The organism is Blastococcus sp. CCUG 61487 (assembly GCF_005222955.1).
Classification (GTDB): domain Bacteria; phylum Actinomycetota; class Actinomycetes; order Mycobacteriales; family Geodermatophilaceae; genus Blastococcus.
Window position 1 is genome coordinate 1 of the sequence record NZ_LWUA01000285.1, and the last position, 14,015, is coordinate 14,015.

At 70.2% G+C, this 14,015-nt stretch carries 14 protein-coding genes; 2 read left to right on the forward strand and 12 right to left on the reverse strand.

Features of this window, described 5'->3' with window-relative positions; genetic code table 11:
* Positions 1-292: 292 nt before the first annotated feature.
* Together A6V29_RS18830 and resB are read left to right on the forward strand one after the other, a co-directional pair.
* Positions 293-853, forward strand: a complete 561-nt coding sequence (locus A6V29_RS18830; RefSeq protein WP_231486450.1) for a C40 family peptidase — start codon at positions 293-295, stop codon at positions 851-853.
* 576 nt (positions 854-1,429) lie between these two features.
* Positions 1,430-2,920 carry a cytochrome c biogenesis protein ResB gene (gene resB / locus A6V29_RS18835; RefSeq protein WP_249933347.1) on the forward strand — a complete coding sequence of 497 codons (1,491 nt, stop codon included), beginning with the start codon at positions 1,430-1,432 and terminating at the stop codon, positions 2,918-2,920.
* A gap of 127 nt (positions 2,921-3,047) precedes the next feature.
* Here resB and A6V29_RS21115 read toward each other — a convergent pair whose 3' ends face one another.
* The 12 genes from A6V29_RS21115 to A6V29_RS18890 form a co-directional block, all read right to left on the reverse strand.
* Positions 3,048-3,206 (reverse strand): hypothetical protein, encoded by a 159-nt coding sequence (locus tag A6V29_RS21115; protein WP_097195608.1) that lies wholly within the window; start codon positions 3,204-3,206, stop codon positions 3,048-3,050.
* A 10-nt stretch (positions 3,207-3,216) separates the two neighbouring features.
* A complete protein-coding gene (locus A6V29_RS18840; protein ID WP_040336912.1) occupies positions 3,217-3,969 on the reverse strand; it encodes a class E sortase in 753 nt (250 codons plus the stop codon).
* A 404-nt stretch (positions 3,970-4,373) separates the two neighbouring features.
* A complete protein-coding gene (locus A6V29_RS18845) occupies positions 4,374-7,745 on the reverse strand; it encodes a LysM peptidoglycan-binding domain-containing protein (RefSeq protein WP_137161737.1) in 3,372 nt (1,123 codons plus the stop codon).
* Positions 7,742-8,167, reverse strand: a complete 426-nt coding sequence (locus A6V29_RS18850) for a hypothetical protein (protein WP_051515497.1) — start codon at positions 8,165-8,167, stop codon at positions 7,742-7,744. Before A6V29_RS18850 ends, A6V29_RS18845 begins: the two co-directional genes overlap by 4 nt.
* Positions 8,164-8,628 (reverse strand): hypothetical protein, encoded by a 465-nt coding sequence (locus A6V29_RS18855; RefSeq protein WP_051515498.1) that lies wholly within the window; start codon positions 8,626-8,628, stop codon positions 8,164-8,166. Before A6V29_RS18855 ends, A6V29_RS18850 begins: the two co-directional genes overlap by 4 nt.
* Positions 8,625-9,044: a TadE/TadG family type IV pilus assembly protein gene (locus tag A6V29_RS18860; protein ID WP_040336914.1), complete on the reverse strand. Its 420-nt coding sequence runs from the start codon at positions 9,042-9,044 to the stop codon at positions 8,625-8,627. The genes A6V29_RS18855 and A6V29_RS18860 overlap by 4 nt, the downstream gene beginning before the upstream one ends.
* A gap of 67 nt (positions 9,045-9,111) precedes the next feature.
* On the reverse strand, positions 9,112-9,348 hold the full coding sequence (locus A6V29_RS18865; protein WP_040336915.1) for a hypothetical protein: 237 nt from the start codon (positions 9,346-9,348) through the stop codon (positions 9,112-9,114).
* A gap of 25 nt (positions 9,349-9,373) precedes the next feature.
* Positions 9,374-10,273, reverse strand: a complete 900-nt coding sequence (locus tag A6V29_RS18870) for a type II secretion system F family protein (RefSeq protein ID WP_040336916.1) — start codon at positions 10,271-10,273, stop codon at positions 9,374-9,376.
* A complete protein-coding gene (locus A6V29_RS18875) occupies positions 10,270-11,136 on the reverse strand; it encodes a type II secretion system F family protein (RefSeq protein ID WP_040336917.1) in 867 nt (288 codons plus the stop codon). Before A6V29_RS18875 ends, A6V29_RS18870 begins: the two co-directional genes overlap by 4 nt.
* Positions 11,133-12,329 carry a TadA family conjugal transfer-associated ATPase gene (locus tag A6V29_RS18880; RefSeq protein ID WP_249933349.1) on the reverse strand — a complete coding sequence of 399 codons (1,197 nt, stop codon included), beginning with the start codon at positions 12,327-12,329 and terminating at the stop codon, positions 11,133-11,135. Before A6V29_RS18880 ends, A6V29_RS18875 begins: the two co-directional genes overlap by 4 nt.
* 284 nt (positions 12,330-12,613) lie before the next feature.
* Positions 12,614-13,396: a CpaE/TadZ family protein gene (locus A6V29_RS18885; RefSeq protein ID WP_040336919.1), complete on the reverse strand. Its 783-nt coding sequence runs from the start codon at positions 13,394-13,396 to the stop codon at positions 12,614-12,616.
* Positions 13,397-13,400: 4 nt separating this feature from the next.
* Entirely contained in the window at positions 13,401-14,015 is a 615-nt protein-coding gene (locus A6V29_RS18890) for an SAF domain-containing protein (RefSeq protein WP_249933350.1), read from the reverse strand.

The window sequence follows — 14,015 nt, forward strand, 5'->3', positions numbered from 1 at the left end:
CCTCGCGGGACGTCACCCCAGTTTGGCAATCGCGACAATCCGCGACCGCGGATTCGTGCGGTGACCTGCGTTGCGGGCTGCGACACGCCGCGGCCCGCTCTCGGCCCAACCAGAGAGGAACGCCGGCAGCGAGCCGTGCCGGCGTGCCGCATCGACGGCTACTACCTTGACTAGTCGTGACGTCTACGCACTCCAGGACGATGGGACCCACTTGTTCCGGCAACACTTGGGCCTACCTCGACGCTGACCTGCGGACCGGTGCACGACAGCGGGAGACCTGATGATGGATGGAATGTCGCAGGTGCAGTCACGCATCGCCGAGATTCAGGCGCAGCTCGCGCCACTGGGTGCGCGACCGCGCGCGACCGCGGCCGACTGGATGTCCGCTGCGACCGCTGCCGGTCTGGTGGACGCCTCACGGCCGCCGGCTGTGGCCACGAGTTCGCCTGCCGGCGCGACCGATGCGGCGCCGATGGTCGCCGGAACGGACCGCGAGTCCGCCATCACGGGAAAGGCGCTCCAGTATCTCGGAGTGCCCTACCTATGGGGCGGCACCGACCCCTCGAAGGGTCTCGACTGCTCCGGATTCACACAGTTGGTCTACAAGAGTCAGGGCGTAGACCTCCCCCGCGTCTCCTCTCAGCAGGCGACCGCTGGACGAGCTGTCCCGTCGATGGCGGAGGCCCGCCCGGGGGATCTGCTGTTCTTCGACTACTCGCCCGAGAGGCCAGGTATCGACCACGTGGGGATCTTCATGGGTGACGGCAAGATGATTGCCGCGCCACAACCCGGCGAGGTCGTCAAGATCCAGTCGGTGGGCGATCCCACCGTGATTCGCCGGGTGCTCTCGTAGGCAGTCGCCTCGAGCGAGGAGACAGCTTCGTCGGACGGCGCTGACAGCAGGTCCCGCCTCTGCTCGCTGGCGCAAGTCTGCTCACCTCGCCGAGACGCTTCTGGTCGATGAAGACGGCCCACCGCTGCATCCCGCCACACCGACTGCGTGCACTTCGGCTCTGCGCTCCAGCGATCCCGCCCGCAAGTCGCATCGAACCGATGGACCGCATCGGTGCCGTCTGCGCGGCTCGCCGTCGGTAGCTGATGACCCGTCGCTCCTATCTACTAAAGCGCATCGTAATCTATCGGCGGTCGGCACTCCCACCAGCGCTCGACCACGCCGTCGGCCACGGTCCGCATGGACCGCGGCGCGCGCAGGCAGCCTGCAAGAAGGAGCCGCAGTGAGTTGGTGCTCGAGCGTCCGGACGAGTTCAACGACCCCTCTTCAAGGCACGGGTACAGCGAGGACGGCATGACCGACCTGCAGACCCAGCCCGACCGAGCATCGGTCGCCGCCCATCAGAACTCGGTGCTGCGCCGACCTGGACGGTGGCTGGTGCGCCGCTGGCGGTGGTTGACCAGCATGCGGACGGCGGTGGTGCTGCTGTTCCTGCTGGCGCTGGCGGCTGTGCCCGGCTCGCTGTTCCCGCAGCGGTCGTTGACCCCCAGCGCGGTGGCCCGGTACTTCCGAGAAAATCCCGACCTGGCGCCTGTCCTCGACAGGTTGTGGATGTTCGACGTCTTCGCCAGCCCGTGGTTCTCGGCGATCTACCTCCTGCTCTTCATCTCGCTCATCGGCTGCCTGGTCCCGCGCTGCACCGAGCACCTGCGGGCCCTACGGGCCGAGCCGCCGCCCGTACCTCGGCATCTGCACCGGCTCCCGGTTCACACGGAGAACACGGTGTCACTGCCCTCGGAGACGGTGGCTGAGCAGCTCGAGGCCGATCTGCGATCGGCGCGGTTCCGGGTGTCCCGACGCAGCATCCCCGGTGGTGTGGAGATATCGGCCGAGCGCGGTCGGGTGAAGGAAACCGGCAACCTCGTCTTTCACGTCTCGCTCTTGGCCCTGCTCGTCGCGCTGGCCGGCGGCAAGTTGTGGGGCTACGAAGGCAGCATCCTGGTTACCGAGGGAGACGGCTTCTGCAACTCCTTCCAGCAGTACGACCGGTATGTCGCAGGGCCGTTGGTGGATCCGGACGGCCTGACGCCGCTCTGCTTCGACCTGGAGGATTTCCGCGCCACGTACGAGCCGAACGGCACGCCGGCCTCCTTCACCGCCGACATCGGGGTGCAGGCAGAGCCGGGAGCGGCCACGGAGCAGACGACGATCGGGGTCAACGACCCGTTCCGCTCCGACGGGGACCGTCTGTACGTGACGGGGCACGGCTTCACACCCCTTTTCACAGTGACGCTGCCGGGCGGTCAGGTCTTCGAGCAGCTGTCGGCACCGTTCCTGCCCCGGGACAGCACGACGTTCGCCAGCGAGGGGGTCGTGAAGTTGCCGGATCTCGGTGACGGCTCCGGTGACGGGTTCGCCCTCGAGGGCTTCTTCGCTCCGACCGGCCTGATCCAGGGCGGCGTCCTGACCTCGGTGGATGCGCGGCCGCTCAACCCGCAGGTCGCCATCGTCGGCTATCGCGGCTACCTGGGGCTGGACAGCGGTGCGCCACAGTCGGTCTTCACGCTGGACCAACGACAGATCGACGTCGGTGCGCTGAACCAGATCGGGGAGGCGAACTTGGACATCGGCGAGAGCGCAGAGTTCGAAGACGGCACCGTCGTCCGCTTCGACGGGTTCCGTGAGTTCGCGGCCCTGCAGGTGTCGCACGATCCGGGGCAGGTCGCTGTCCTCATCAGCGCCATCACCATGCTGCTCGGACTTCTGGTCACACTGCTGGTGCGCCGGGAGCGGGTCTTCGCTCGAATTGCCAGCTCGCAGGTGTCGAGCTCTGTCGACGACCGGTCGACGACGGTGTCGATGGCGGGACTCGCACTGGGTGGGAACGGTGACATCCGCGAACGACTCCACGGACTCACCAGCAGCCTGCTCGGTGACAGCCAGCCGGGACAACACCACGGCCGTTGAACCGCGAGGCCGTCCGCCCTCCCATCCCGCGCCTTAGCAGCAGAAGCGGGACTCCGGGCTCACGGAGGTCGTCCACCGGAGGCGTCGTGAGCACGCCACTGACGTCGTCGTCTGTGCCGGGACGCCATCAGCCGCCCACCGTCACGTCGTTGAACGGAAGGCGCGGCTCCATCCACGGGAAGACGACGAACAGCAGCAGCGCGCAGACCACAAGCACCAAGGCCAGCGCGGTCACCGCCCTGGTCGCCGTGCCACCGGGCAGGTGACGCCACATCCAGAGGTACATGCGGGTCCTCTCAGCTCTCGCGCAGGGCCGGCGGGCCGTCGGGCATCTCGGTCTTGGTCAGGCCGTCGCCCTCCAGCCCGGCGTGGATGATCAGCCGCTGCCGCGCGGAGTACTTCGGATGGCACGTGGTCAGCGTCAGATATGCCCCGCTCGGTGGACCGTCCTCGGCTCCATTGGGCGTCGGCGAGATCACTTCGATGTCGGACGGACGGACGATCTGTTGGCCGGGAATCCCGCTCGGGTCGGTGGTGAAGTCGCCCGTCACAGGGTCCCCGAGTACCCGATAGACGAACCAGCGGTCGGCCGTCTCGATGACGATGGGGTCACCCGGACGCAGCCGGTCAAGATCCAGGAACGGCGACCCTTGGCCGACCCGGTGACCCGCGAGCGCCACGTTGCCCTGCTCGCCCGGCAACGCCGTCCCCTCGTAGTGGCCCGGCCCCTGCGCCAGCTGCTCCTCGGCGGTGCCCTCGAGCACGACCTGCTCGTAGTCAGCACCCAGCCTTGGGATGTGCAGAACGGCGAACGCGTCGCCCAGGATGCTGACGCGCGGCGCCGGACGGGCTTCTGCCTCCGCCGTCCATCCCTGACGCAGATCCCTCTTCAGCTGGTCCTGCCTGCGGTCAGTGAGCACGTCGGTCACGAACAGCTCGTAGACGACGAATAGAAGCACCACGAGGCCCCCGGTCACCAGGACCTCTCCGATCGAACGGGCAACGGTGCGCCATCGAGACTGAGCGCTAGTGGATTGCGTGCCGTGCACTCAGTGCTCCTAGGTCGGATGCCATGTAATCGAATCGCGTTGTGAGGCTGCTGGAACGACGAGGCGGGATGCCCAAGACGTAGAAGAACGAGCCGCTTGTCCGCGTACCTGGCGGCCCGCCGACATCCCCCTGCACAACATCCACTACGACGGATAGTAGTAGCCGAGCTGTTCAACGCGTTGGATCTCGATGCCCCGGGCGGGAGCGCGTCGTCGCGGCGTGGTCCCCCGACGATCCTGCGAGACGCGATCCCGTCCCCGGACACCACGCCGTCGGGATCTCTGTCGCCGCCCACCACACACCCATCGCACCGCCGGCCGGTCGCCTCACACGGCGGGGCACCGTTGCCGCTCCGCCTGCAACGCCGGCGTCACCGGAATCACGCTGCCGCCGACCGCCCTGGTCAGCTGGCTCGGTTGGTCCACCGACGGCGGAAGAGGATCTCAGCGGTTCTGGGTGGAAGATCTTCTTCGACCTCGGCGTCGTGGTTGGCCAGGATGCGAGCGACGTATGCATCGGCTTCGGCCCGGTTGTCCAGGGCATCGCAGGCGGCGACCAGGTCGAGCAGCGGCACGTCCTCGTAACTGCCGGCTCTCAAGGCCACCTTGGCGGCGGCCGCAGCGAGCTCGGGCTCGCCGGCGGCAAGGTGGTGCGTCGCGACGGTGTGCGCCACGTCAACGATCATGGCGGCGTACTCGTGGTCCAGCTGGGAGTTTTCCTCGACCAGCCAGCTGTAGCCGCCGGGCGCACCCTGCCGCGACGTGGGCAGGTCGAACGGCTGCCCGGTGACCATGTCGAGAGCGGCCTGTAGGTCTGCTATCCCGTCGACACCGCGGGCCAGCCCGCGGACTCGCAGTCGACGGAACAGCTCGGCGTCGATGAGGACATCGTCGATGCGGTAGCGGCCAACTCCGCCTGCGGTGACCCCTGACGGGAGGTAGTCCGCGCCGGTCACGGGGTTGGTGCCCAGCCATGCGCGCACGATCGAGATCGACTGCCGCACCTTGGTCTTGCCGACGACATCGGGCTCGTTCGGCCAGATCGCGGTGGCGTAGCGCTCGCTGGTCACGCTGCCGGGCCGGGTGGCCAGGTAGGCGATGATCTCGGTGTAGAACTGCCGCCGCGGGTTGCGCTCGGGCAGCGTGCCCTGCGCCCGCACTTCGACCGGTCCGAGCAGGGTCAACTTCGGCCGTGGACACGACGGGTCAGCCCAGTCGGCGAGGTCGGCGTCCAGGGCGGGATCGGCAGCCTCGACCTCGTGGCGGATGCCCACGTCGGTAGCGGGAGCCAGTGCCTGCAGATCCTGCTCGGTGGTCGCGGCGCGGTCCAGATAGGTCTGCTCGGACAGCGGTAACACCGAGTTGGTCATCCACGGCGAGGTGTCTGCCAGGCCGGACACCGGGCCGACGTCCGCTCCGGCCGTACCCGACGGCTGCAGCCGCGCGGCGCGGGACAGGTCGACTCGAAGGCCACCGCAGGCGTCGGCGTGCTCGTCCCAAGGCTTGTCCCCGTGGGCCGGTGGCATCGGCCGGTCGTCGGTGACGGCCGCCAGCGCGAGCACCTCGGCCAGCTGCGCGGCCTCGTCGGCCGGGATCTGCTGCGCAATCACCTCTAGGCCCAGCGCCGGGATGCGGAGTATCCCGGCCACATCGATCGTCAGCTGCCATCGGGCGGCGTCCCCGAGGGCCGGGTCGTCGATGAGCACCAACGCTACCGCGCCGCGGCCGCGCTGCTGCTGGATCGCAGCCATCAGTCGTTCCAGCCCGGCGTCGTCCTTGGCCACGTCCGGGGCGATGAGCAGCACGTGGGGCGCCCACGCATCGCCGGCCACATCACGCAACCGGCCCGACAGCACGTCGACGTCGGCGACATGCATGGCGTCGGTGACCGACTCGAGCTGGCCGCCGAGCACCGCGATCGCCTTCTCGACGTCGTCGGTGTAGGTCAGCCGCTCGGGATTGATCTGGGCCAACTCCTGGCCGAAGCCGACCAGGGTCACCTGCAGCATCTCCGACCACGTGTTGTGCGCCAGCTCGGCAGCGAGGAACCGGGCCAGGTTGAGGCAGCGTTCGACGTCCCCGGACAGGGACAGGGTTGCGACCCGTTCCAGGTCGACCAGCCAGCGCTCGCCCTCAGCCGTGTAGCCCACCGACGCGAGCATGGGGAACGGTGCAAAGAAGTAGGCCCGCTGCTGCTCGTCGTAGGTCAGCGGGTCGTCGCGCCGGATCGACCAGCGCGTGCCAACCGGGTCCACCGTCCACGGCTCCGGGGCCTCCAAGGCCGGCTCGGTGAGTACCAGAGTCAGGACGTCGTCGGTCATGCAGACCGCCACCACGTCGGGCAGGCGAGCACCGTCGACCCTCGCCAATGCCTGCACCAGGGCCCGCAGCGTCTGGTCCAGCCAGGTGACGTCCGCACTGCCGACACTGCCGGCCACCTGCAGTGCTCGTTCGACGTGCAGCAGCTCTGGTGGTGTGCTGCCGATCGTGCGGCCGGGACGTCGCTGCCGGAACTGACTGCGGCGGTAGCGCAGCAGCGCGGTCAACGAGGCCCCGGCCAGCAGCAGCCCCCCACCGGCAGCGAAGGCGATCGTCGGCAGTTCCGAGGTGCTCCCCGTCGGGGTCTCGTGAGGCTTCGCGGACGACGGCTCGACGCTGTTCGGGGCAGCCGTGGGAGACGAGGTGGGGGCGTTGGTCGCCGGACCCGGCGCGGGCGGAGGCGGCGCATCGGTGCCCGGCGGGGTCGGGTCAGCGGCAGGCGCGGTGCTCGGGGCTGGCGCCGATGGCGGTGCCGGCTCGCTCGTGGGCGGTGCCGACTCGTCTGGAGGCTGCCCGGGTGCGCCGGGCGCGGGCGTCGCGGGACTGGTTGCGTCCGGGATGCTCAGCGTCCACCCCGGTCGGATCAGCGACGGGTCGGTGAAGGTGGCGCCTCCGGGTTGGGTGCGTCCGCGGTTGAGCTCCCAGGCTTGGTGCCAACTGTGCCCATTGCCGGTGATCTCCTCGGTGAGGTCCCACAGGGTGTCACCGGATTCCACCGTGACGTCCTCTACAGTCATCGCGGTGGTCGGGGCTGAGCCAATCGGCGGCAGGCCGACCGCGTCGGGCGGCAGGACCAGCACCGTGCCCGTGAAGATTTCGTTGTCCGGACCGACTGCGGTCGGGTTGAGCCTGGCGATCTCCGGATACCGCAACGGGTCCCCGAGATGCCGCTCGGCCAATGCCCACAGGGTGTCCCGGCGCTGCACCTGGTAGGTCGCGGTCTCAGCCGGGGGCGCTTGCTCGTCCGGCATCGAGTACGTGACCGGCGCCTGCTCCGTGAAGAGCGGGCTGGCGTACTCCACCGAGGGCGGGACGGCGGTGGATGTGGCCGCGACCGGCAGTGGCGGCGCCGTGGTGATGGATGCGGGACCGCCGGCGGCCAGTGGAGCGACAGTAAAGCCGACCGCGACGGCGGCGACCAGGGCGGCGGCCGGCCGCTGGAAGATCCCGAGCCCGGGCAGCGCCCGAACCGGCCGCGCGCGGGCGAACGCCACGACCTCCGCCACTGTCGCGACGGTGAACAGTGCCCAGCACACCCACACGCCGGCCGCGAGGACGAGTCCGACGAGCTGCCCGTCGTCGCGAGACGTCAAGAGGGCGCCGATCTCGTCCAGCGACGGCAGGCTGTCCGGAACCAAGTGCAGCACCGCCATCAGCACAGGTACGCCGACGACGACGGCGAGCAGCGCCACGAGGGCACCCACGGCCTTGAGCAGGCGGGCGGCGTGGCCCGTCACGACAGGCCCTCACCGGAGGTGACCCCGACCAGCAGCTGTGCGGTGTGCGCGCGAGTCTGGCTGACCGGGATGCCGAGCATGGGTGTCGAGTCGGTGACGGTCACGCTGACCTCGACGATGCCGGGACCGGTGATGATCACCGTGCCGGTCGCGCCGGCTTGGTCGAGGTAGGAGCGGGCCGCGGTCGCCGCCAGTTGCGCGTCGATGCCGCCGCCGGTGGGCACCGGCCCGATGGCAATGCTGGCTGCGCGGGCTGCTTCGGCCGAGTACGTGTCGGCACGGTTGGCGGCCTGGATGGCGGTCCCGGCGTCGACAAGCGCGGTGACCAGGACGCCGACGATGAGCACGATGAAGCAGAACAGCACGGCCACCGACCCGCGGTCGTCCCGGAGCCGGGCGCGGGCGTGCGGGCGGGGTGTCACGACAAGTCCCGAGCTGGGTCGAGCGGGCTGGTGGCGCTGTCGGTAAGAGTCCGCGAGCCGGGCAAGCCGGCGACGCCGACGTCGGACAGGTCGACGGTGCACGACACGGCGACGGTGACCGATGCCGAGGTGCCCGGCGGCGCGGAGAACCCGGAGGTATCGACGCGGACCTGGACGTCGATGCAGTGCAGGCCCTGGCTGGTCAATGCGGCGGTCGCGGTGTCGGTGGCCATCTGCTGAGCTGCGACGGCCGATCGGGCCAGCGAGGCGTCCCGCGCCGCTATCCCGGCTACACCGCTGATGCGGTCGCCGGCCAGCGCGATACGAGCGCCGACCACCAACATGGCCACCAAGAGAAGTCCAATCGGCAGCAGGATCGCCAGCTCCACCGACTCCGAGCCGCGGTCGTCGCGCCACCACCATCGGCGGCGGTTCGTGGCCGGCTGCAGGTCGCGGCTCATGGCGAGTCCGGGGTGGTGAAGCGCTCCTTGCCGCGCACCACGATGACGTCGACGGTCGGGGCGAAGCCGGGCAGCGGGATCACGTTGGGCACGCTGGCGGTGACGTGCACCGAGACCGTGGTGGCGGTGCCGGACTCGGTCACCGAGTAGCCGGTGATCGTGCCGGTACCGAGGCTGTCCAGGTACGTGTCCGCCGCCGCCCGCCCCACTCCCCCGGCCGCCCCGTGAACGCTGGCGGCGCGGGCTCCGGCGTGCGCCGCGGCGTCGGCCGCTTCCCGGGCGAAGTACCACAACGCAAGCTGCGGGCCGGCCAACAACAGCGCGACGATGACGGGGAACAGGATCGCGAACTCGACGCTGGATGAGCCCCGCTCGCTTCTGCGGCCGCGGTCTCGGCGGGAACCTGAGCGCGCCACGGGACCGCGCGGCGAGGACGCCGCACGGTTCGGAGTACGCGCCACGAGCATGGGATGGCTGCCGGTTCTACTGGAACAGCGACGTCTTGCTGGCCACGAACGCAATGGCCGCTGCGCTGACCGCGCCGCCAAGAGCGATGGCCAGGATCACCATGAACGCCTTCTCCGAGGAGTCCGAACCTCTGTCGTCGGTGACGCGTTCGGCCCGCAGCCAAGACAGGACCGACAGGGCCATGACAGGCAGGGCCGTGACGCACTGCGCCACGACGGCCTGAGCACCTCGGCGGATGGTGGGCTGGAGCATGGGAAACCTCCCGGTAGGCGGTGCGTCAGGACGAGATCCCGAACATGCGGAGCATGAAGGGGACGAGCACGAAAAGGGTCAGTCCCGTGACCAGCAGGGCCAGCGGACGGGACATCCGCTCACTGACCTGGTTGGCCTCGGTACGGGCGTCGGATAGCTCGGCGTGGCGAAGCGTGCGGGCGCTGGCCAGCAGGGTGTTGTAGACCGAGGCGCCGTCGGCGGCCACTGCCGCGATGTCGGCGAGGTTGCGCAGCTCGGCGACCTGTAGCTCCTCACCGAGGTCGCGCAGCTCGCCCCACGGCTTGCGGCCGGACAACGCTGCGCGTCGGATGGCGCGGCGCATCCGAACGAACGGCATGCTTCCCGAGATCTCGGCGGCCTCCTCCAGCGCCTGCTCCACCGAGCCCCGCGCCCGACGTTCACCGGCCACCAGAGTGAGGAAGGACTCGAGGTTGCTCCGGAACTCCACCCGCGCCTTGTCCGCCGCCTCACGGGCCTCGGCCGAGGGCAAGAACCACCCGACGACGGCGATCCCGAGCCCAACCGCGGCGGGCAGGACGAAGGGCACCGGAACGTCGACCAACACGAACACCAGGCCGAACAGCGACGGAGTGAGCAAGCCGGCGAGTGCCAGGGTCAGCTTGCGGGCCGCCAGCTCAGCGCGGGTCCAGCCGATAATCGCCAGGTCGGCGTCCGAGACGCCCAAATGCCCGTCCAGCACCCGCGCCACTGACACGGGCAGCCAGTCCCACCGGTTCTGAATGGACGCCGGCACCGACGGCGCCGTTCGCACGGTCGGCTCGGCCGCCAACTGCTCCAGTGCGGCCACCAACGACGGCGGCGCCGGACGCAGGGCACGGACCCCGAGTAAGAGGCCGCCGGCGATCAGCATCCCGGCGAGGGTTGCCGTCTGCAGCCCGGTCACGGACTCACCGGAGCCGGGGCCGGATCGAAGAGCACCCGCGGGGGCTTGACCGGCTCGGACAACCGGCGCATCCACCGCAGCGACGTCGCGAAGATCGCCACCACTGCCAGCAGGGCGATCTGCCCGACCGGCGTCGAATAGCCCGACAGGAAGGTCCGGGCGAACAGCGTCATCCCGACCACCAGCACCAGGGTCACCACGACGATGGTGCGCATGTTCGAACGCGGCTTGGCGCGTTCGGCCTCCACCTCACGGACCATGCGGGAGCGGTCGTCGAGGTCTGCAGCCAGGGCGGTGAGCACCTCGGCGAGCCCCGGCCCGCCGTTGCGCTCCCGCAGGATGAGCACCATGGCGATCTTCTCGGCGGCTGGATCGTCGATCTCGCGAGCGAACTGGCGCAGCGCGGTCTCGGTGCCCTGCGGCCCCATCCTGGTCACCAGGTTGGTGACCGCCGGGGCGAGCGGCTCCGGCACCGAGCTGAGGGAGCGGCGCAGAGCATCGCGCGTCGAGCCGGCGGCGCCAGAGCTGATCAGGTCGGCCAGCCGCCGCGTCCAGTCCGCCAGCGCCTCGGACGTAGCTATCAGTCGCTTGGCTGCCTGACCGCCGCCGAGCACCTTCGGGATGAATACGACGCCGCCCGCGGCGCCCAGCGCCGCGGCCGGCCAGCCCGTAACAAGCAGAGTGAGAACGCCGGCGGCCAGCCCACCGAGGAGCAGTGGAGTGGCTCGCCGCCGGGAGGACGAGCGCACCGACGGCGAACGCTCCGGCAGGAAGGAGACGCCGCGCACCGCCCCGACGACGCCGACCAGGCCGGCCGAGAGCAGCAGCCCGGACAGGGTCAGCAGCAGCGCGCCGGCGGTCACGACGCACGCTCGCGGCGGTGGAAACCTGTGCGCCAGTCCGAAACGCCCGGCTGCAGCCAGTTCAGATCGAAGCCGACCGCGGTCAGCCGCTCGGCCAGCGACTCGCTGAGCATCCCCGGCCCCGTGGCCTGCGCGCGCCCGTCCTCGGCGCGCGGCGCAAAGATCGGCTTGAGGTCGGGCCGACCGGAGTCGCCGATCGGGCCGAGTTCGTATATGCCCGAGACATACCGGGCGTAGTCACGGTCGCGATGCACGTGCACGACCAGGTTCAGGGCGGCCAGCGAGCGCAGCACCAGCTCCGGGGACGGGGCCGGATGCGCCTTCAGCGCGTTGATCAGCACCTTGTCGAACACACCGGCGGCCGACGGCGAATGGATCGTGCACATGACCGACGAGATGCCGCTGGTCGCTGCCTCCAGCAGATAGGTGACATAGGCGCCGCGGACCTCGCCCACGAGCACCCAGGTCGGGGACGCGCGCAGCGCCAGGTGCAGCGCATCCCCCATGTCGAACCCGCCTCTGCCTTCGGCGTTGGGCAGCCGGGACTCGAACGGTCGGCACACCGCGTGCCGCCTGACCAGCTGCCGGCGCTCGGGATCCCACCGAGGCAGGTGCAGACCCAGCTCCCGCTCGTCCTCCACGGTGATGACCACGTTGTTCCACGGGATCGCGTTGCCCAGCGCACGCAGCAGCGTTGTCTTGCCGACCCCCGGCGCTCCGCTGACCAGCGGCGATGCGCCGGCAAGGATCGAGGCATGCAAGAAGGCTCGGACCGGTGAGTCGACCATGTCCATACCGTGCAGGTCGTCGAGGCTCGGATCACTGAACCGGTGCACCCGGATCACCCCGGCCGGGCGCGGCAGCACGTCCATCGCCGCCTGCAGTCGGGCGCCCAGCTCGGTCACGCCGTTCAGCCGCACGTTCAGAATGGGGTTGGCCGAAGAGAACTCACGGCTGGTCTGCCCGTCGTCCGACCGGGAACCGATCGACCGCAGCAGCTGCTCGAGCTCCTCGTCGCTGGAGGCGATCGCCGGCCCGGGCACCAGTTGGCCACTGGCCATCCGCAGCATCGTCGGCTCGCAGCCCTCGAAGTGGATGTCCTCCACGTCGTCCATGGCCATGAGGGGAGCCAGCCGCCCCAGCCCGTCCAGCTCGGCCAGCACGGCCGCAAAGATCGTGTCCTCGGTGGTCACCGTCGGCGCCGGACGGCCACGGTTGGCCTCGTGCAGCAGCCACTGGTCGTACTCGTCCCGGATCAACTTCCGCGTCAGCTCTCGCCGCGGTCCCGGGGCGTAGTTCCTGTCCTCCACCGTCAACCGGGTCGACACCCGGTCACGCAGTTCCACGACGACGCGGTACTCCGTGCTGTTCAGCTCCCCGGTTTCGTTGGGCGGAGCGTCGACCGGCCCGGCCGCCGGCCGCAGCACGTCACGGCCGGGCGGGACTTCCCACTGCGGTGACGCGGTGTCCGCGCTGCTCATCCGGCCACCGCCTCGGCGACACGAGACGCCTCCACCGGACTGGTCAGCGTCTGGCCCAGGGAAGACGCCGCGCGCAGCAGCGCGGACCGTCGCAGCGTCTTCGGACTGACGGTCGCGCCGTCGGAGAGCGCCTGCGCTGTAGTCCGGTCATAGGGCAACGTGCCCGCCAGCGGCAGGTCCAACGCCTTGGCAACTTCGCCGGCGGAGTACGGACCATCCCCGACCACGAGTGCGGAGACCTTCGCCAGGTCGCCGAGTTCGTGGCGCAGTCGTTGCGTCGCATCCTGCGCCGCGTGCACCGACCGCACGCTGGGCCGCACCGCCAGCAGCACCCGATCGGCGGCCCGCAGCACCGGCCAGCATCCGCGGTCGGTCACCAGTCGTCCGGCGTCGACCAAGGCGTCCCGCCCGATCGACGCACTCGACGTGTGCAGGGCCGACGCCAGCCGCTCCCATGCCTCGGCGGTGAACGAGGTGCCCTGCGCGGCGGTCGTCACTCCCGGAACCAGCCACACCTGCGGCTGCTCGGGGACCTCCACCGCATGCTCGACGAGCATCGTGGCGGCCTGCCTCGCCGGGACACCCCGCCGGGCCGCCGTCGACCATGACAGCAGTCCCCGGTCGACGCTGACCCGGCCGGCCAGCAACCCCGGCGCCATGTCCCCGCCGGCCGGGTCACAGTCGGCCACCAGCAATGGCCCGGGCCACGCCAGGGCCAACGCCCAGGTCGAGGTGGTCACCCCAGGCGCGGCCTTTCCCGAGGTCACGACGGTGAGCATCGGTTCACCGCCCCGCCGGCAGCACGATCAACGCCAGGTTGCCGGTCGATGCGAGTTCGGCCACCCGCACGCCGTCGTCCGCGCTGACTCGCACGTCGACCACCGTCACTTGTGTGGCCTGGTTCAGCGGACCGACCTCGGCGACCGTCGCGTCGACCTGCTGATCGCGGGCACCGTCCGTGTCCGCAGCCGGGGTACCGCTGCCGATGGTCGAGCCGGTGCTGCCGGGCGTCGCCACGATCAGTACCTGCTGGCCTGGGCTCAGCCCGCCGGCCGGAAACTGCCCTTCCTTCAATGGCAGGGCTACCAACATCTCCCCCGCCGTGAACCCGCTGTCCGGGCCGACCTGCGCGCCGGTCAACAGCTCTCCCCGGCTCAGTGGGACCTGGGCGACCATCCCAACGATCTGGGACCGCTGCGACGCAGGGATCGGCGACAGGTTGGGATCCGACGTCACGTTCGCGACCGCCAGGTCCTCCGTGGTGATCGTCGAGCCAAGGGGCACGTCATGGGCGACCGCCAGCACCTCCGTGCGCGCGGTCAGCATTTGACCAGCGGCGAGAGCCAGCAGCCCCCCGAGCAGCACAAGCAGCACGCTCTGTCCCGCCCCGGGTCTGAT